The following is an 18,375-nucleotide window of genomic DNA, read 5'->3' as shown; positions in this document are numbered from 1 at the left end:
ACCCCGTTTTCACAGCTCAGCGCCCATATTGAAAAAATGGGCCTGCGTTCAGTGCGATGTCATAACGCTAGAAGCGTCGCAGGTCGTCTCTGTTCTCCGGCTAGAACGCGTTCTATTCGGGCTCCGACGCCGAATTCGCATGTGGTCATTTCCGTATGGGTGGTCAATAGTCGTTGTACGAGGCCGGTGCCACGCCCTGACGTGTCATCGGCCGGGGACCGGCAGGGCCAGGCGGTCGCCACGTTTCTTCTTCCACCCCCTGAAAGGACCCCCCGCTCATGAGGAAGCGCAGACTGTTGGTCGCGATGCCCATCGCGGTCCTGACTCTGACCGGTACGTCGGTGGCGAACGCGGCGGCTGAGCAGCCGTCGCCGCCCCCGCGTACCAACATCGTCGGCGGCGTGCCCGCCACGGAGACGTACACCTGGATGACCTCGTTGCAGAACAACGGACGGCACAGCTGCGGCGGCTCCCTGGTCGCGCCGCAGTGGGTCATCACCGCGACGCACTGCGGTCAGCCCTCGTCCGTCCGGATCGGCACGAAGACCTACAACGCCGGCGGTGAGACCCGCCAGGTCGCGAGCCGCCAGGTCATCGGCGGCGACCTCGCCATTCTCCGCCTGTCCAGCCCGTCGACGATGACGCCCATCCCCATCGCCTCCACCGCTCCGGTCGGGTCCGCGACCCGCCTGATCGGCTGGGGCCAGACCTGTCCGACCCGAGGCTGTGGCGGCGCTCCCGTCCAGCTGCAGCAGCTCGACACCACCATCGTCGCCGACAGCCGGTGCTCCGGCATCGACGCCGCCAAGGAGATCTGCACCGACGGCGGCAACGGCAAGGGCGCCTGCTACGGCGACTCGGGCGGCCCCGCCGTGACCGGCGGACCGGGCGCCTGGGAGCTCGTCGGCGCGACCAGCCGCGGCGGCCAGACGTGCGCGCAGGGCCCCGCGATCTACAGCGACACGGCCTACTACCGCGACCAGATCCTCCGGATCACCGGTGGCACCGCGACCGTCGCTCGCTGACCTTCGCGGAACCGAACGTGCCCTCCGCCGGAGCGCGGTGCCCGGCGGAGGGTACCCACCCTGCTCCCCCACCTTGAGGTATTCATGGTCGCCAGAAAGATTCTGAGGGTCTGTGCCGCGTCACTGCTCGGCCTGGCCTTCGTGACCGGCACGGGCGTGTCCGCTTCGGCGGCGCCCGCGCCGGAGCAGTCCACCCAGCAGTCCGTCAACGTCCGCACCCTCCGGTACGACACGAGCCGTGCCGCCGAGTTCAAGGAGGCGTGGGACGAAGGCGCGAAGATCTGGAACGAGCACGTCAAGAACGTCCAGCTCGTTCCCGGATCTCCCGCCGAGATCACCATCCTCGCCGACAACGGCTGGCCCCGCGCCCAGGTGCAGGGTCTCGGCCGCGGCACGGTCTGGATGGGCCGTCAGGCCACCCAGGAGGGCCACTACGTGATCCGGATCGCCTCCCACGAACTGGGTCACATCCTCGGTCTCCCGGACCGACGCACCGGCCGCTGCGATGACCTGATGTCCGGCGCCAGCGCCGGCACGGCCTGCAAGAACCCCAACCCCAACCCGGCGGAGATCGCCGAGGTCGAGCGCAACTTCCAGTTCGGCCGCTCGGGCATCAAGCCCGGCACCGTCCTGAGCGAGGCGCCGGTCCTCACCCGCCACTGAACCGTTCTCCGTGTCCGGCCGGGGCGCACTGGAGCCGTGCCCCCGCGTGACGCCGGATGAGGAGGGTTCACCGATCCCCGCCTCTTGACGGGACCTGAGGGCGTCCGTTCCTTCCGGCAGACGCCCTCAGGTCCGCTTTTCAGGTCGGGGCAGGAACGGGACGAGCGCCGTGCCGACGGCGGTGATGACGGCGGCGACGACGAAGGCGGTCGAGTACCCGGCCACGAGGTCGGTGCCGGAGCGGGCCGCGGCCGTGCCGAGAACGGTGAGGCCGATGGCGCCGCCGATGACGCGGGACGTGTTGACCACTCCCGCCACGGCACCCGCCTCCGACGACGGAGCGCCCGCGGTCGACGCCTCCACCAGCGGTGTCATCAACAGCCCGAAGCCGAACGCCATGACCGCGCCCGGTCCGAGGATCGAGCCGAGGAACGTCCCGTCCTCGTCGAGGGCGACGCTCTGCCACGCGAACCCGGCGGCGGCGAGCAGCCCGCCCGCGCCGGCGAGGAACCGGGGATCCATCCGGGCCATGAGGGTGGGCACCAACCGGGACCCGATGATGATCCCCATGGTGTGCGGCAGGAACGACAACCCCGTCTTGACCGCGCTGAAGTGCAGGACGTTCTGCATGTAGAGCGACAGGAAGTACCACAACGCGAACCCGGCCGCCATGATGACGAGCGTGGTGAGATTCCCGACCGCCACACTCCGCAGCCGGAACATCCCCAACCGGACGAGCGGCTGCGCCGACCGCGCCTCGACGGCCACGAACGCGCCCAGCAGCGCGAGACCCGCCGCGAGCGGAAGCAGCGCCGACCAGCCGTGCTCCTCCGTCCGGCCGATACCGAACGCGACGAGCCCCACCCCCGACGTCACGAGCACGGCCCCCGGCAGGTCGAGGCGTTGCCGCACGGCGGCGGGACGGTCACCGCGCAGCCACATCAGCGCGATGCCCGCCACGACGGCCCCGGCGGGCACGTTGATGAGGAACACCCAGCGCCAGCTCAGATAGTCGGTGAGCAGCCCGCCGACCAGCCCGCCCGTGGCGCCGCCCGCGGTTCCGACGGCCGTCCACATGGCGATCGCCCTGGTCCGCGCGGGCCCGTCCGGGAAGGTGGCGGTGACCAGCGACAAAGTGACCGGCGCCAGAATCGCCGCGCCGAGTCCCTGCACGGCACGGGCACCGATCAGCGTCCCCGCGTCCTGCGCGAACCCGCCCGCGAGGCTCGCCACGGTGAACAGCCCAAGACCCACGAGAAAGACGTTCCTGCGCCCGAACAGGTCAGCGACACGCCCACCCAGCAACAGGAACCCGGCGAACGTCACCGAGTAGGCGTTCACGACCCACTGCAGGCCGGTAGCGCCGAGCCCGAGCCCGGCGCGCATCTCGGGCAGCGCGACATTGACGACGGAGATGTCGAGGACGACGAGGAACTGCCCGATGGACGCGGCCAGCAGCGCCGCCCAACCGGGAGTGGACGGACGTTCCACCGCCTTCCCGGCGATCTGGGGGTCATGGGTCGTGGTCATACCTGACAGGCTGCACCACCCCACCCCTCCCCCGCGTCCTCCCCCAGACCCAAACCACAAGGTCACATGGACGTAGGACCTCCGACGCCCCCGGGCTCAGCGCAGCCGCTGATACGCCGCGTAAGTGGCGGCCCCGTACACCAGATGCGGCACCACGTCGGACACCCAACTCGACGCGGACCACTCACGCGGATCCGTCACACCCAGAGCCGTCATCGGAACGTTCGACCCAGCCATCGCCAACGCCCCCAGCGCGAGCACACCAACCGGCCACGGCACCCGCCGCCGGGCCAACGGCGCGTAGCACAGCGCCGCGCCGAGCCCCGTCCCGAAGCCGAGCAGCGCCCCGAACGCCTCCTTCCGATTCTCGGCCTTCTCCCCCTCGCCGAGATCGACGTGCACCTCGTCCGCCATCTTCTGCACGGTGTCCTGCGGCGTGCTGCTCCCCCCACGCGCCCGCACGGCCATATCGAGGTACGTCGTGGCATTGAGCGCACTGGTCCCCACGGCCCCCGCAATCAATCCGTTAATGAAAGTACGCACAACACCCCCGCTACCCCGCAACACACCCTTGATGCGCTCCGCGGGCTCATGGACGCTCGGGAGCATCCGGCCACCGGCATCGGTCGGCACGCCGCCGAACCGCACGCGCCGCTTTGGATCGCGAAGCCCTCGTCCACCCCGGGGGCCGGCGCCACCTGTCAGTGGCCTACGTCGAGTGTCAGCGGGGCCTCGCCCGGCGCCCATCGCCGCTCACATGGTTCACCGTCTGCGGAAACGTCCGATCAGCAGCAGCGTGACGACCGACGCCAGCACTGCAACAAGGATGACGATCATTACACCCATTGCGCTCCCATCGATGTTGTTTTCGGGCGATCACGACCGGAGATCAACGCGGTCGCCTCATGATGATCGCCAGAACAAGAGTCGTGACGAAGGCAACGATGATCGCGATGATCAGTACTAGTTCGGCTGCACTCATCAGGCGTCCTTTGTCAGCAGTCGCTCGAGTTCACGGCCGCGCTGGAGTTGGTCGAGATAGCAGATTCGGATCCATCCGGTGCCTCGATCACGCCAGGGTGGACGCCGAGGGTTCCTGCTCAGGCGCGGCACCTCAGGTGCGGGAACCCTCCGCGGGGACGGGCTCGTCCACAGCATCAGCGTCGGACGGGGACGGAGTCGACCTGTCCGCGCCACTTCCAGGGCGGCGATCTCCTCCCAGGCATAGATGGCTCGCCGCCGCCCCCACACGATGGCGACTCCTTCAGGGCCGATGGTCAGCCGACGCGGACCGACGAGGTCGACGACGATCATGACGAAGTGCATCAGGATGATCAGCAACAGCGCCACCGCGATGCCGAGCAGGATTCCGGCCGCGATCAAGCTGACGACCCGCGGCGAGCCGATCGAGACGACAATCGCGAACAAGCAGATGACAACCACGAAGGCGACGTGCGGAAACCCCAGGTAGGAGGTCAGCACCTTCCCGGCCCGAATACGGCTCTGGAAGGCCAGTGTGTCGTTCCCGGTGGCCGTCGCGGAGGGAGTGGGAAGCCGCAGCGCCGTCCGGGGCACGGCACGGTAAGGGGCCACCGTGGTCGGCCTCTCGGATCGAGGAGGCTCATGGCGGGAACCCGCGTCACTTGAGGCGGTGGGCGCTCGCTCCTCGCCTTCGTTCTGCGGCCTGGACGACCCGCCGTAGGCGCGGTTGCGGGCCACGGCGAAGTGGTGGACGGTGTCGGTCCCGCGCTGGTTGGGCCGGGGCAGACCGCGGCGGCGGAGGCGCTGGGCCAGGTGGCCGTACAGGAGGTCGAAGCTGAGCATCTCGGGGCCGTCGGGGAGGCCCTCGGTGATCAGGCCCAGGAGTTCCTGGGTGAAGGACGTCCCGGTGGTGTGCTGCTGGTGGTGAGGGACGACGTGGGCGGGGCCCTCCGCCGCGGTCAGGGTGTACACGCCCTCGACGCTGGTGCTGTCGGCAACGGTGTCGGGCCCGCTCAGCGCGCTGATGGCCCGTCCCGAGTAACAGCAGTCCAGGATGACGATCGAGACACGGGCGGGGCTCGCGCGCAACGCGCGGTCGATGTGGTCGTACTCGACACCGGTCAGATCGGGGTCGGTGGCGGTGGTGTCGGTCAGGGTTAGGGTGAGGTTCCCTCGTTCGCTGATGACCCCGTGGCCGACGTAGTACAGCAGGAGGGTGCCGGTCGTGGTTTCGGCCAGCCGCCGAATCCGCTGGATCAACTGTGCGGCACCCTCGGGGTCGGCGATGACGGTGACTTGGTCGGGCGGCCAACCTCCACAGGACGGCTCCGTCAGCATCTCGTACATGCCCGTCAGGCTGTTGGCCGCCGCAGGAACTCCGGTGTAGGCGCGCTCGTGGAATCGGGAGGTGCCGATCAGAAGAGCGTGCGAGCCCGCCAGATCGGCGCGCGGCTCACTCGGCGGACGCATCGTGGCGGCTCAGCAGCTCGGCGATGAGGCGCGAGGCTTCGGCGGCGTCGGCGGTCTCCAATTCCACGCGGTCGCCGTTTCTGGTGGTGAGGATGAACTTCACCTGCGGTCGGCGGCTCTGGATCCAAGCCGGAAGGGTCTGCGCCAACGCTGCGGCCACACCGCCGGATCCGACCGCGACCATCACCACGTCCAGCGCCCCGCCCAGTTCCTCGGGCCCCGGCGCCCGCCGCCGGGCCCGAACGTGTCCGGCCAGTCGCCGATCCGCACGTAGCCATTCCAAGAGCCGGGCACACTCGTGAACCTCGTCACCGCCGGTGACCCCGATCTGAAGATCCATATTTCCCCACTCCCCCGCCCTGGCCACGGCGATTTCGATCACGATTCGCATTCGGGACCGGTCCCTCATTCATCGCCCCGAGCATCGCAGGAGTGAGACGTTCCGCACAGAGCAATGACATACATTCTCTTATGGCCGCTTTCGGACACGCAGGTGCGTCGAGCGATGAAGTCGGTCGAGATGCCGAGCTTGTTTCCCATTTCACGTTCGGCACGGTAACGGTTTGAAGTAGATTCTCCATTTGATGCCCTTTGGTGGCCGTATCTCGCCGCGGTGCCAGTGAGGTGGGTGCGCGGCCGTTGAGGGCCTGCCGTCGGCGAGAGGAATGCGCATGCCCCCTGCCCTCGGTGACGTGCTGCCCGTCGCCGGAGACGCCGCGCGGATCACCCCACTGCGGCTCGGCGCCGCTACCCGAATCGAGCGCCAACACGATCGCGTTGGCCTGCGCCGGAGACAGGGCGACTGCCTCGCCGCCACGAAGATCCTCGGCCGGCACGACCCCGGCGGCCGGGAGGTGCGGGTGACGCTCACCGCGCGGCAGTGGGACGTGGTCGTCGCGGAACTCGACCGGGACGCCCTGACCCTGCTGCACAACGGGAAGGAGCGCGAGGCGGACGAGTGCATGCGGGTGCGGGACGCCGTGCTCGCCCAGGTCGGACGAAACCTGCCCGCACATCCCGGGCCGACCGCCGTCGCGCGGCAGCACTTGGAGCCCGGCGACGCCGGTTACTACACGCTGTTCCAGCCTCCCCGGCGTGGGTGGCGCACCGGCTTCACCTACGGACGTCCGGACACCACCACCGGTCCGCCGATCCGGTCCGCCGTGCCCGGCCGGGGCCTGGCCGTCGCCACGGGCACTCCCACCGTCGACGTCACGGTGCAGACGGTGCCCGCCGCCCCGGACCTCGACGTCACGCAGTGGGACTACGTCGGGGAGATCAGCCAACAGTGGGTCGGCCACCCCTATCCCGAACTGATTCTCGCCGTCCCCGACCAGGAGGGCACGGAACTTTGGCCCCTGTCCACCCACGTGTGGCCGCATGTGGTGTACCGAGTGCGGCTGTGCGTCCGTGGCAACGGCAGCCCCCAGGAAGAACACATGGTGCAGGTGTGGCCGTGGCGCACGGCCACCCCGGTCGAACACAGACGCCCGACGCCGCCCCGTCAGAAATGACGAGCTCACAAGCGCCCTCGTCCGGTTCTGAGGCGGTCGGCGCCGGCCCTGACGGCCGAAGACAGGCGATGGGGAAATACTCCTTATGAAGTCTTCTCGCGTGTGGACGAACGGTTCGACTCCGCAGGATCGGGTTCGGGCCCCGCGGACGAGCTTGTTGACCGCTCGCCTGGTTCGGGGACGTAGAGGTGGACGGCCAGATTCAAGGAGTCGAGCTTCGCGGTGATCAGGGGGTGGACGGCCGCCCAGTCGAGACCGCCGTGGCCACAGCCGAGGGGCGGAACGGCGACGCTGACGATCTTCAGTTCGACGAGGACACGGGCGAGGTCGTCCAGGCCGGTCTCGATGTCGTTCAGGTGGGACCGACTCCGCCAGTGGCGCTTCGTCGGGAAGTTGAGGACCCAGCGGTCACCGTCGATCTGAACAGGCAGAATCTTCCCGGGGCTCATCCGACGGGCGGCGCACGCCTCGGCGTAGACGGTGAAGACGTCCGGAAAGGCGCGCTTGAACTGGAGAGCGAGGCCCTTACCCATGACTCCAGCGGTGTTGACCGGGTTGACGAGCGCCTGCGCGTCGTCCCGGAGAAGGTCGCCCGCCCGCTCAACGATCATGTGGCCTCCCCGGTGTTCGAGGCGAACGTAGCGACAACCACTGACACCCCTCTGCCGCCTCGATCGCCGCGCCTTCGCTTCCAGACGCGGGTGAGGCGCGCGAGAGTCCATTGGCAGAAGCAGTGGAATGCGCGCGGAAGGTGGAGGCCCGTGGCCAGGCCCAGTTCGCCGAGGTCTGAGAGAAGGAACCGGAAGGTCGTGGAACGCGCGATGGACGGTTGCGGATTTGGGGGATATCCGTCCACTGACACATTGTTCGTTGGTGCGTTCCGCTTCAGCAGACGAAGGGCGAGGGCCATCCGGCCTGGTGGCGTGGATTCGTGTGATCGATTTCGGTGGATTGGTCGGGAGGGGTGCAATTCTCCGGCGGTTTCGGTTTCATTGACGGGCGACGTTACCTGGGCGTTGGCCCCGCACGTTCTGGATGGCGTCCGACCTTTGCCGGGCCTTTGTTCCCGGTGCCGTCCAGCGAAAGGGCTTGAGGGTGGGCGTCGACCACACCAGCGGGACCGACACCAAAGTGGAGACCACCGACAAGCCCCAGGCGCCCGACGACGACCGGCCGCCCCCGGACCGGCCGGGTTCCCCGGGGCAGCCGTCCCGGCTGGAGAGCAGGGCCGCCGCGCAGGCCACCACCGAGACCGGCGGCGAGGGCGAATCGAAGGCGGAGGAGCGGGACGCGACGCGGCCCGAGGAGTCCGGTGCGGAGAAGACCGACGAACCCGGCACGGCGGCGCGGCAAGGCCCGGAGAGGTCCGGCGACCCCAACGACGATCCCAACACGGTCGGCCGCCCACGCGCCGAATCCTGGGCCCGCGCGATGGGGGTCCGGCAGGACACGGACCAGCCGACAGCCGAGGCCGGACGGGTGGAGGATGACGGTCAGGAAGATGACCGGCGGACCGAGGACAACGAGACCGGCCCACGAGACGGCGACGACCGCGACCCTGTCACCGGCGATGCCGCCACCGAGTCGTCCGACGCACGGGCCGACGACACGGCGGAACCCGGCAGGCCGGACACCGGGCAAGCGTCCGAGGCGCCCCGGGGGCGACGTGCCGAGTCCTGGGCACGCGCCATCGCGGAGCAGAAGGCCGCGTTAGAGGAGAGGCAGGCAGCCGACACGGAAGACCGCTCGGACGGTCCCGGTGCGCCGGGCGAGGACACCGAGCCGGTCGCGGCCCAGCCCACCGACCGCGAACCCGATGTCCCGACCGGCACCGCCGACCGACCGGACGAGCAGGACGAACAGACCGGTGGACGGGACACCCCCGACCAGGAGCCGCGCGCCGCCGACGACCCCGGAACCGAAGGCGCCGAGCCATTGGACACGGACCCGGAGCCCGCTGCCGAGGACAGCGCGGAATCGCCGTCCGACACCGCCGAGGCCGAGGAGCCGGAACCCGGACCGGCGCCCGAATCCGAGCCGCCGGGCGAGGACGCCGACCGGCCCGGCGACCAGACCGGCGAGGCCACCCCACCCGACCGCGAGGACACCCCTGCCCCTGTCCCCGACACCGACGACCGGCCCGCCGACCACGACGATCCCCAGCCGCTCCCGGACGGCGAAGAGGAACGCCCCGACGAACACGCCGACGAGACCGATCGCGATAGCAACGCAGACGACCAGCCCGAACCCCCGGCGCCCGAGGAGAACGAAAGCAACCGATTCGCCGGACTCCCCACCCGCGCCGACCTCGACCCCGCCACCGCCGGAGAACTCACCGCCGACCGCGGCGAACTCCTCTCCCCGGTCGATGAGAACCAAGACCTGCGCGAACCCGAACGCGACCGGGATTCTGGTTGGAGGCGGGCTATGCGGAGCTTGGACGATAACTTGGAAGATGCGGCCAAAGAATTCTCCAAGTTCAACAACAACGCACAGGAAATACTTGATCATCGACCGCCCAGCGATTACCAGCCCGGCGTTCGACATGACAACCCTTACCCCGGCGGCACACCGAACGATACGATCAACGGCCCAAGCGGGGCGCTCGGGCTCGTTGCGTTCGTCATGATCGGGATGGCGTTGAAGCACGGGGCGACGAATACCTACAACAGAGTCTTCCGGAGGAGCAATGACAATAACGGATGAGCAGGTCGCGACCCTTCGCGCGCAACTCCAGGGGCATGGTGACGAACACTCCAGACTGTTGAACCGGTTGGACAAGAAGGCGTCCAACCAGTACGCCTCCCTGGTCACCGCAGCGTTCTTCGAGGCCACCAGGCGGCGGTTCATGAAGGACGAGGAGGTAGCCGACGATGCGGAGGTCATCGAGTTCGTCACCTCCGTGCGCCTACGGATGGCCGATCCCGAGCTGCTCGACCCGCAGGTGGGCGAGACCCTGATTAACATTGCTCTTGGTAAACTGCCGCCCGAAGCCCGAAAGGGCATCAGTGGTGGGGCGTCCCACGGAAGCAAGATACTTTTGCTAGCCGGGCTGGTCGCGGACGCGCAGTTCAACGCTGAGGAACTCGATGCCTTCCTGGCCACGGCACGAGGTATGGCGGACGAAGTCTTCTCATGACCGACTTCTCAAGTGTCGAGGTAGGAGCCGAGCACGTTGAGATGCTCCGTCTCTTCCTCACCGAGGACAGCGATTGGGCCGAGCAGTTCGAGGAGCCAACCGACGCAGACGAGATCATCGCTCACAACTTGATGGGCTACTCGGCGTTCGCGGTTGCGGTGCTGCGGAAGTTCTCCCCGACCTACTCGGTCCCGGAGATCATCCGGTATGTCACCGACCTACGAAAAGCCCTGATCGGGGACGAGTCCTTGCAACTCAATCCCCGTGTCGCGGAGGCCCTGATACGCGAGGTCCTTCAAGACAAGACCCTCACGGACACCGCTCCCTTTGGCCGACAACGAGACCATGGCCAGCGCCAGCTTCCTCATACTGCTGGACCTCTTCCACCAGGCGAAGCTCGACCGGCCTGAGGTAGAGGAGTTCCTGCGGGAGTCGGCGGACTATGCCCGGCGATGGCTGGCGGTTCAGCAGGCGGCGGCGAGGTGAGCTGACCTCATCAGTGGGTAGACGGCGTGGGTGCCATGGACGAGGCGGGCCGGGCAGGTGCGGGCCAGGCACGGCCGGTTGAGCAGGTGGGCCGCGGCTTCAGGCAGTGATCAAATCGAAGGACGCCGGCGGGTCCGGCGGGTTGGTCATATGGCTGGGGAAATCGGTGGAGAACGCAACCGGTCCCGGCCGCAGCGGTGGGCGGCACGGGACCGGCGTATGAAGCGGATCTGTTAGCTGGCGCAGATCGCGTAGACGCTGATGCCTACGGAGTCGTAGCCGATCTGGCGGCCGAGCGCGATCCAGCCGCGGCCGTCAGGGGTGGGGAACGAGCCGACCAGGATGGCGCCGTTGCCCTGCGCCTCGCCGCCGCCGCCGAGGACGTACTTGCCACTGGGGCAGTAGACCGTCCGGCGCTGGAAGTTGGGGACGTTGGCGTTCGGCAGGGTGACGATCTGGTAGCCGGGCGGGACGGCGGCGGCCTGCGGCGCGGTCGGTTTGGCCGGGGACTGAGTGCTCTGCGCGGCGGCCACCCCGGCCGTGGCCAGGCAGGTCGCAGCGGTTGCCGTGACCAGAGCCAGAGCGGTGGTCTTCATGGACGGCATGTGCTCTCCTTCGTCGGTGGCCTCCGCGCCGCCGGTCGGCCTGGGCGACACACCTGGGACCCATGGGTGTGCCGTGACCTCTGGCGGGCGAGTAGACCACTGGGGGTTGGACACGACAAGTATTCACGTGATCACAGTGAGTGTCTGCACACTTTCCGTAATCTCGGAGCCACACAGGGTCGCCACCGGATGGGCACGGATGACGTCTCGAAGCGAAATGGCTTCTAGCCTGCGACAACGCCGAGTCAAACATTGAGCGGCCGTCCGAATACGGTCAGCCATGGCACTCGTGTCGCTGCGACGGTTGCCGCCGGGCGAACCGGAGTCTAGGGCGAATGGGTGTAGGCGGCGCCTTGAGGGACTGGGCCGAGCGGCATCCGCTGAGTGCGGCGCGGTCTCACCGATCCACGAGAGGCCTGAAGCTCTCGACGTCGGGAAATGCGCGCAGGGAACAACCCGCCCGGCTGAGGCTCATCCGGTTGGTCTTGGATCCCCTGATCAACGCGTTGACCGAGCCATACGGACCCGGTACCGAGCCTCTCGCGCAGTCGGCGGTGCCGGCCTCCTGCCCCTCACCCGATACCGGCCGCCCCCGAACCACTGCCGCAACAACGGCAGCCCGGGGGGCCTTGGTCAAGCTGGGGAAGGCGTGGGCGATCGGGGGTGGGCCGTTCTGCCTGAGGTCGGCCAGCAGGACAATGAACTGAGTGGCGGTCAGAGTGAGGTCATCGCCCGGCTGTTGACGTCCCGCCCCCGAATCACCCAGCTCCCGCCGGGATCGCCCGGAGTCCGATCCGATTTCCGCTGAGACGGGTTGACGAGCATTGCCGGTGCCTGCCCAGCAGCGGGAGCCGGGACATGGGCAGGCGTAGCGGCCTGCGGCAACGGGCCGCCGGTTTGGTCGGTGGTTAGGATTTCGACAGAGGCGAGGTTTCGCCCAGCGGATGGGAGCCTTCATGGACGGGCCAAGTGGGATCGACCGCAGGACGCTCGCCCGCCACATCGCCGCCGACGTCGACCGGGCGGCGCCGCTGCTCGCGCGGATATTGCTTCTCCGCGCGGTCTCCAATATCCGTTACAACCACGGCGGGCATGCCCTCTGGGTGGCGAGGGACATGGCCGCCGACTGTGGCGCGGAACTCGAGGCGGCCGGGGCGACCACACGGGAACTGGCCCGCGCGCTGGTCCCCGACCATGACACCGACCGCGACCTCACCCCCGCGATCGACGCGACCCGGGGGCTGAGCCACGCCATCAGAAGTGAGGACGACGCATACGCGAGATATTCGATGGCCACCGATCCCGACATTTCCATCGACAAGAAGCGGGCCGGTGAGCTGGGCGACGAGTGGGAGGAGCAGAGGAGACACCTTCGCAGGACCCGCCATGGAATGCCCACGGGTCTGGGTAGCGGCGAAATCGGCTGCGTGCTGCTGGACCGCGCTCTCGACCGGGTCTTCAAACGGGGCATGTACTACCAGACCCGCTACTACTTGTTCAGCGCGAAGCCCGAACGTCAGTGGCGCCGCCGCGTCACCGGCGTCCTGCACGCTGCGGCGTGCGTCAAGCTGGATCGCGGTAACCAGGCCACCGCGGCCGACTTGGCTGTCAACATCCGCAACGGACGCCGAACGCTCGACGGCACGGCACAAAGCGCATGGGGGCGGCAGGCAGTGAGCCGACTCGAAGCGCTCGCGACCCCGGTGTTCGCCCAGCAGGAGCCGCTCACGCCCCACAAGGCCACCGCGATCCGGCTGCTGGCCCTGTGCCTGGCCCGCGAAGCGGAGGCCGCCCGCACCCCAGCCCCCGGCGCCCCATTCCGAGGCATCGTCGTCGGCGTCACCCGGCTGGAACAGGCCACCCTCGACTGATGACGCTCACACCGCCTGAACCCAAGCCAAGCCACCGTCACCGCCGACCCAACGGCCACACAATGGTGGCTAGGGCGGTGGCGTGATCAGATGGCAAACGGCATGTCGGGGCACGGCAACCTCCCCAGAGGGACGTGGTGGGGAGTCGAATCCCGCCCGCACGCCGCTGCGTGGCGGCCGCTTGCACGCCGAGTGGCCCACCCGGACGCTCGCCGACGCGGCCTGCCGAGACAGCCCCGACACACTGAGGCGGACCCCTCATCCACGCGGTGCTCGGCAACCGCACGGGCGGGCGGACAGGCCGCCACGGTCAGCCAGGTAGCGGGCAGCTCCGCCTCCGTGGGACGGCGCTGTCCGCCTACGGTCCAGGCACCGCGTGCGGGCCGCGTTCGGTGTCACCGCGCACCCGGTACACCCGGGCCCGATCTCCGCCAGACGGTCGGCGACCCGCCGCCGCGACCCGCCGGTATAGGGCGGCGGACCAGCGGGTGCGCCCGTCCCACATCACTCCGTCCCGCAATGCGTATTCGGACAGGTCCAGGCCGGTCAGGCCGACCCCGAAGCTTTCACCGATAGTGCCGACAGGCCGCAGGCGAGGTTGAAGCTTCGGACGCGAGCGTTATCGTAAGCGCGGACGCGCAGGTCGACGAGTGTCTCGGCGCAGTCGAGGATGTAGGCGCGAAGCTGGCGGGCGGCGGCGGCCCGCTGGGGTGACGCCCCGGGTCGTGGTCGAGGGCGCGGTCGAGGAGATGGTCGTGAGTGCGGTTCGCCCAGGTCGGCGAGGGCCTCGGGGCGGTCGAGGGGGCGCGAGCACGAATCCGGCAAACGGTGGTGGTTGGTGGGCGGCACCCCCTGGAAAGCCGCCCCGGGGTAAGGGACCGCTTGAATTCGACCTTGGGGCGTACCAGGTAGACGGGCCGGTTGGCGCGTACGGCGAAGACACCGATATGGACGGCCCGACCACGCCACACTGCCCGAGGGAGCGAGCACGCGGCGCGGTCACGTCGATCAACAAAAGCCCTGAAGTCGTCGCCCTTGTCGAACGTGCAAAGGACGGGATGGAAGAGGTAGCCCGCCGGTCCGACGTCTGGCTTCAGATCTCCCAGTAGGTGCGTTGGCCGAGCCCCACCGACCCAGTATCGAGCCTGCCTCGCGCACTCGCCGGTGCCTGCCGGAGTTGCTCGGGTCGGACGGTGACTGGGCGATAGGCGAGCCACGTCCAGGACCGGCCGCCCTCGTCCGCCCGTCTAACCCCGTTGCCTACGACGAGGGCGGCACCGAGGACGGTCAGCGCGCCACCTGCGCCTCGTGTGCGCACGGGGCGCAGGGAACGCGCGGCACGGCGGTCGGGACCAAGCCGGTCATCAGTGGGGCGAGCCGCCCTGCTTGAGTTCAGCGAGCAGGACAGCGAACTGAGCGGCGGTCAGGGCGAGGTGACCCGTTTCCGGAGCCTTCGAGTCACGCACACCGACACCCGACGCGAGACGTCCCAGCTCAACGCAGTGCTGGTCGTCTACTCCGCTGCTGTGGGTGCTCTTGCGCCATTGGACAGGCATGGCTCTACTCCTCCCGCTTGATTTGCTCCACCAGGGCGGCGAACTGGACGACGGTCAAGGTGAGATGGCCCGCTTCCGGGTTCTTCGAGTCACGCACACCGACGCTGGCACCGGACGTCAGACGTCCCACTTCAACGCACACGTCGTCGTTCGCCGACCCGCTGTACGAGCTCTTACGCCACTGGACAACCATGGTTAGCGCTCCCGCTTGATCTGCTTCACCAGCTCGGCGAACTGGGCGGCGCTCAAGGTGAGGTGACCGGCCTTCGAGTCCCGCACACCGATGCCCGGCACGAGACGTCCCAGCTCAACGCAGTGCTGGTCGTTTACTCCGCCGCTGTGAGTGCTCTTGCGCCACTGGACGGGCATGGCTACCGCTCGCGCTTGATCTGCTTGACCAGGTTGGCGAACTGACTGGTGGTCAGAGTGAGGTGTCCCGATTCCGGAGCCTTCGAGTCCCGCACACCGATGCCCGGCACGAGACGTCCCAGCTCAACGCAGTGCTGGTCGTCTGCTCCGCCGCTGTGAGTGCTCTTGCGCCACAGAATGCTCATTCGTAACTCTCCAAGTATCGCTTGATGATCTCGCGAGAGACTTCCAGGGAGGCAGCCTTCGCACCGATACGATCGAACTTAACCGACAATTCCCGAACCTCGCCAGGAGTTTCGATCAAACGGCCACCGTTTTGGGCGCCCGAATAGGCGATGTCGCGGCTCTCCAGGCTGAGGAGCTGGAGTGATCCGTCAACACCCAGGTGAGCGCCTGACTTGAAGGGAACGATGCGGAGGCTGACCTGCGGCAAGTCGGCCATGGCGAGCAGGTGCTCCAACTGGGCCTTGTGTACCTCTGGGCCGCCGACCTCACGCATCAGGACGCTCTCGTCGAGGGTTGCCCACATCTCGACCTCGGTCCCTCGATCAAAAAAGGACTTCTTCCGGTCGACGCGCTCGGCCATCTCTGCCTCGAAGTCCTTGGGAGTTCCTGACTGGACGTACGCCCAGGTGTACTCGTCGGTTTGGAGTGCGAGCGGGATCACTTGCCCGTGGTAGCTCTTGATCAATGCGGCCTCCTGCTCGTACTTGACGAGCTGCTTTCCCCACATGGGGTCGTGGGCCATTCGGGCAAACCAGAGCAAGAGCTGAAATAGCAGGCCCGTTCCGTAATGTCGGTCGAGTGCACGCGCGTGATCGTCCTGGAGACGTCGCCGACCCGCCTCGATATTGGATACAGTGCCGCGCGTCACCCCCATGATCTGCCCGCACTGGGTGAGCGAGAGGCCCATCTTCTCGCGCCAGAACCGCAGGTAGAAGGCTAGAAAGACCCACATAGAGATCTTGGGGTCGAGAGGCTCGCGTACGATCGGCATTTGCATCCTCCGCTGTATCCATCTCGGATGACTACAGCCGAAACTTAGAACATCCCAGTGATCCTTGTCACGGGAAATCGGAATCTCAGGCAAGGACAGGAACGATGGTGATCACGGCGACGGGGGAAATGATCTTTCCCCTCATGGGAACACCCGCCTCGGTAGGGCTTGCAAGGACACTTACGGCCTCACGGCTGAGCAATTGGGACTATTCCCACATTGTCGACGATGCACTTCTTATCGTGTCGGAGCTCGTCACCAATGCCAGCGAGCAGACGCCGAACAAGGAGATCCGTGTCCAGGTCAGCCGGGACGCGGACGGCCTCCTCCTCGCCGTGTGGGACGGCGACCCGGCGTACCCTCAGCCCAGGCCGCACGTCGTCTTCAGCCTCGAAGACCTCGACCTCTCCAAAGAGGCCTTCGACGACAACGGCGGCTGGGGCCTGCACATCGTCCGCGCTCTCTCCGTCCGGTGCGGAGCCACACGAGACCCGGCCGGAGGCAAATGGGTCTGGGCGCGAATGCTTCCCTAAAAGGGATACGCCCGAAGTCCGGCCATATCGACCAGCGGCGTGTTGCCGTCATGCAGAGGGGGCGTGACGGCAACACGCCGCTCCTCACCCCACCGCCCCTGGACGACGAAACAGAGCCGCGCAGCTAGAAGAAGTCGTCCCGCACGAAGCCACGAGCCCGCCGTATTCCCCTTCTTGTCACGCACCCCGGCCTCCGCCTCGCCCGGTACCGCTCACGCTGCAACGCAAGTAACCAGCCCCAGCGCTGCACCGCATCACTCGTCCAAGGGGGTGGACTCGCAGCAGCGCGGCCTAACTCGCCCGAAAGCCGTGTGCTACGCGAGCCTTCGGAGGAGCCGCTGCGCCTTCGCGCCACGCATCCATGGGACGACACATTCGCGAGCGGACACACCTCGAACGGGTTCGCCGCACCGTCGTGCGCGCGGCTGGCGCAGGCACTCCCGGCCGGGCTTACGGTCAGACTCCTACGTTGTCCCCGCCTCGATCGGCACGCGGAGCGCGGCGAGCGCGCGGGCGACGGTGCCCGGCGGCCCGCGGCGGGCCGGTCCAGCGAGTTGACCCGTCCGTCCAGGGGCTCGACGGACGGTCAGGGGACGACGGTGACGGTCAGGGCGGGTGCGGTCGGGATGCGGTAGGTGCCTGGGGCGGGGCGGACGGTGGCGGCGATGGCGTGGCTGACGGCGTCCGGGAGGGTGATTTCCAGGGCCTGGTCGGTCTGCCGGTGTGTGAACTCCTCCCCCGGCAGGAGGACCACGGGTTTGTCGGGGCCGCGCAGGACCAGCTGGTTGCCGTGTGGGATGCGCGCGGGCAGCACCCGGATGAGCTGCGGGACGTGCTGCTCACCTACCTCCAGGGCGACGCCATCGGACGTGTCGGCGGCCAACCGGTGAAAGAACAGGAAACCGGTGCCGGACCCGTCGCGGGCGGAGCCCTCCCGGACGGTGCGGGCCACGTCCGGGAGTCCTGCCAGGGATGTGCGGTCAAGGTCGGTGACCAGGTGCGGTAGGTGCGGTGCGAGTGCGTCGACGAATCCGAGGACGTTCCACGACTGCGCCGCGTGGAGTTCGTCGGTGGTGATGCCGACGAACTGGAGGAACTCGACCTCGCCGAGGGACGTTCGCGCGCCGCCGAGCTCGGGATCGACGACGAACGCGCCCGCCCGGATCGCCGACTCGGGACGATCCGGGTCGATCGGGTCCGGGAACTCGACGTAATGACCGGTCCTGAAGTCGTTGCCGCTCTTGGACACGTACGACGCCAGGTTCTCCAGATGGAAGAGCGCCCAGTTCGGCGGCTGGCGGTCCTCCGTACGACGCGGCACGCGCAGCGTGAACTCGTACCCGCGTTCCTCGGGCGGGGCGGTCAACGCGTAGCCGATCAGATGCCAGTGCGGCACCGGCTCGTCCCGCGGATATATCGCGATGGTGTTGGTGACGAACCGTCCCACCGGCAACGGCCGATACGCGATCGGCGCGTCCCACTCCAACCGCTCCACGTCCCCGTACCGAGCCTTCAGCACCGCATCGATCGCCTCCCAGCCGCGGACGTTCAGCATCGCATCCCTTCGCAGACCTGCATGTCCCCCGACCGACGCAACCCAGGATTTCACCTCGAACACCAACTGGGCGACCGATTC

General features: G+C 68.1%; 20 protein-coding genes. 8 read left to right on the top strand and 12 right to left on the bottom strand.

Annotated features, from left to right (window positions below; genetic code table 11):
* The first annotated feature begins 278 nt into the window (after positions 1-278).
* Both BZB76_RS12155 and BZB76_RS12150 read left to right on the top strand, forming a co-directional pair.
* The gene (locus tag BZB76_RS12155; protein ID WP_170180602.1) at positions 279-1,025 is read left to right on the top strand and encodes a S1 family peptidase; all 747 of its coding nucleotides are present in this window, start codon (positions 279-281) and stop codon (positions 1,023-1,025) included.
* A gap of 84 nt (positions 1,026-1,109) precedes the next feature.
* Positions 1,110-1,688 (top strand): snapalysin family zinc-dependent metalloprotease, encoded by a 579-nt coding sequence (locus tag BZB76_RS12150; protein WP_121434356.1) that lies wholly within the window; start codon positions 1,110-1,112, stop codon positions 1,686-1,688.
* Positions 1,689-1,814: 126 nt separating this feature from the next.
* Here BZB76_RS12150 and BZB76_RS12145 read toward each other — a convergent pair whose 3' ends face one another.
* From BZB76_RS12145 to BZB76_RS12130, 4 genes are all read right to left on the bottom strand, one after another.
* Positions 1,815-3,218, bottom strand: a complete 1,404-nt coding sequence (locus BZB76_RS12145; RefSeq protein ID WP_121434355.1) for an MFS transporter — start codon at positions 3,216-3,218, stop codon at positions 1,815-1,817.
* A gap of 96 nt (positions 3,219-3,314) precedes the next feature.
* Positions 3,315-3,866 carry a hypothetical protein gene (locus BZB76_RS12140; RefSeq protein ID WP_246006892.1) on the bottom strand — a complete coding sequence of 184 codons (552 nt, stop codon included), beginning with the start codon at positions 3,864-3,866 and terminating at the stop codon, positions 3,315-3,317.
* Between the two features lie 333 nt (positions 3,867-4,199).
* Positions 4,200-5,669, bottom strand: coding sequence for a caspase, EACC1-associated type (locus BZB76_RS12135; protein WP_121434354.1), 1,470 nt, complete (start codon positions 5,667-5,669; stop codon positions 4,200-4,202).
* Complete coding sequence (locus tag BZB76_RS12130; RefSeq protein ID WP_147449417.1) at positions 5,653-6,009, bottom strand: effector-associated constant component EACC1; 357 nt, start codon at positions 6,007-6,009, stop codon at positions 5,653-5,655. Before BZB76_RS12130 ends, BZB76_RS12135 begins: the two co-directional genes overlap by 17 nt.
* A gap of 331 nt (positions 6,010-6,340) precedes the next feature.
* On the opposite strand from BZB76_RS12130, the gene BZB76_RS12125 reads away from it, so the two are divergent.
* Positions 6,341-7,183, top strand: coding sequence for a hypothetical protein (locus tag BZB76_RS12125; RefSeq protein ID WP_121434352.1), 843 nt, complete (start codon positions 6,341-6,343; stop codon positions 7,181-7,183).
* Positions 7,184-7,266: 83 nt separating this feature from the next.
* Here the strand turns inward: BZB76_RS12125 and BZB76_RS12120 are convergent, their stop codons facing one another.
* On the bottom strand, positions 7,267-7,794 hold the full coding sequence (locus BZB76_RS12120) for a macro domain-containing protein (protein ID WP_121434351.1): 528 nt from the start codon (positions 7,792-7,794) through the stop codon (positions 7,267-7,269).
* 484 nt (positions 7,795-8,278) lie between these two features.
* Here BZB76_RS12120 and BZB76_RS12115 point away from each other — a divergent pair, with 484 nt between their 5' ends.
* Genes BZB76_RS12115 through BZB76_RS34200 form a run of 3 tightly spaced genes read left to right on the top strand, consistent with a single transcriptional unit; the run spans position 8,279 to position 10,732 of the window.
* The gene (locus BZB76_RS12115) at positions 8,279-9,889 is read left to right on the top strand and encodes a hypothetical protein (RefSeq protein ID WP_121434350.1); all 1,611 of its coding nucleotides are present in this window, start codon (positions 8,279-8,281) and stop codon (positions 9,887-9,889) included.
* The gene (locus BZB76_RS12110) at positions 9,873-10,322 is read left to right on the top strand and encodes a hypothetical protein (protein ID WP_121434349.1); all 450 of its coding nucleotides are present in this window, start codon (positions 9,873-9,875) and stop codon (positions 10,320-10,322) included. The genes BZB76_RS12115 and BZB76_RS12110 overlap by 17 nt, the downstream gene beginning before the upstream one ends.
* On the top strand, positions 10,319-10,732 hold the full coding sequence (locus BZB76_RS34200; protein WP_147449416.1) for a hypothetical protein: 414 nt from the start codon (positions 10,319-10,321) through the stop codon (positions 10,730-10,732). The genes BZB76_RS12110 and BZB76_RS34200 overlap by 4 nt, the downstream gene beginning before the upstream one ends.
* A gap of 309 nt (positions 10,733-11,041) precedes the next feature.
* Here BZB76_RS34200 and BZB76_RS12105 read toward each other — a convergent pair whose 3' ends face one another.
* Positions 11,042-11,413, bottom strand: coding sequence for a hypothetical protein (locus BZB76_RS12105; RefSeq protein ID WP_121434348.1), 372 nt, complete (start codon positions 11,411-11,413; stop codon positions 11,042-11,044).
* A 956-nt stretch (positions 11,414-12,369) separates the two neighbouring features.
* Here BZB76_RS12105 and BZB76_RS12100 point away from each other — a divergent pair.
* Complete coding sequence (locus BZB76_RS12100) at positions 12,370-13,284, top strand: hypothetical protein (protein WP_147449415.1); 915 nt, start codon at positions 12,370-12,372, stop codon at positions 13,282-13,284.
* 1,364 nt (positions 13,285-14,648) lie between these two features.
* Here the strand turns inward: BZB76_RS12100 and BZB76_RS12095 are convergent.
* From BZB76_RS12095 to BZB76_RS12075, 5 genes are read right to left on the bottom strand one after another with little or no spacing between them, the layout of a single operon-like run.
* Positions 14,649-14,840 carry a DUF397 domain-containing protein gene (locus BZB76_RS12095; protein WP_121434346.1) on the bottom strand — a complete coding sequence of 64 codons (192 nt, stop codon included), beginning with the start codon at positions 14,838-14,840 and terminating at the stop codon, positions 14,649-14,651.
* A 4-nt stretch (positions 14,841-14,844) separates the two neighbouring features.
* Complete coding sequence (locus BZB76_RS12090) at positions 14,845-15,033, bottom strand: DUF397 domain-containing protein (RefSeq protein WP_121434345.1); 189 nt, start codon at positions 15,031-15,033, stop codon at positions 14,845-14,847.
* 2 nt (positions 15,034-15,035) lie between these two features.
* Positions 15,036-15,209 carry a DUF397 domain-containing protein gene (locus tag BZB76_RS12085; protein WP_121434344.1) on the bottom strand — a complete coding sequence of 58 codons (174 nt, stop codon included), beginning with the start codon at positions 15,207-15,209 and terminating at the stop codon, positions 15,036-15,038.
* A gap of 2 nt (positions 15,210-15,211) precedes the next feature.
* The gene (locus BZB76_RS12080; protein WP_121434343.1) at positions 15,212-15,394 is read right to left on the bottom strand and encodes a DUF397 domain-containing protein; all 183 of its coding nucleotides are present in this window, start codon (positions 15,392-15,394) and stop codon (positions 15,212-15,214) included.
* The gene (locus BZB76_RS12075; protein WP_170180601.1) at positions 15,391-16,206 is read right to left on the bottom strand and encodes a helix-turn-helix domain-containing protein; all 816 of its coding nucleotides are present in this window, start codon (positions 16,204-16,206) and stop codon (positions 15,391-15,393) included. The genes BZB76_RS12080 and BZB76_RS12075 overlap by 4 nt, the downstream gene beginning before the upstream one ends.
* A gap of 104 nt (positions 16,207-16,310) precedes the next feature.
* Between BZB76_RS12075 and BZB76_RS12070 the strand changes: the two genes are divergently transcribed.
* Positions 16,311-16,739, top strand: a complete 429-nt coding sequence (locus tag BZB76_RS12070; protein ID WP_337959747.1) for an ATP-binding protein — start codon at positions 16,311-16,313, stop codon at positions 16,737-16,739.
* Between the two features lie 586 nt (positions 16,740-17,325).
* Here the strand turns inward: BZB76_RS12070 and BZB76_RS12065 are convergent.
* Positions 17,326-18,294 (bottom strand): suppressor of fused domain protein, encoded by a 969-nt coding sequence (locus BZB76_RS12065; protein ID WP_121434340.1) that lies wholly within the window; start codon positions 18,292-18,294, stop codon positions 17,326-17,328.
* Positions 18,295-18,375: the final 81 nt, after the last annotated feature.

It is taken from the genome of Actinomadura pelletieri DSM 43383, assembly GCF_003634705.1.
Taxonomy (GTDB): domain Bacteria; phylum Actinomycetota; class Actinomycetes; order Streptosporangiales; family Streptosporangiaceae; genus Spirillospora; species Spirillospora pelletieri.
The sequence above is the reverse complement of the archived record's forward strand: the minus strand, read 5'-3'. Positions and strand labels throughout refer to the sequence as shown.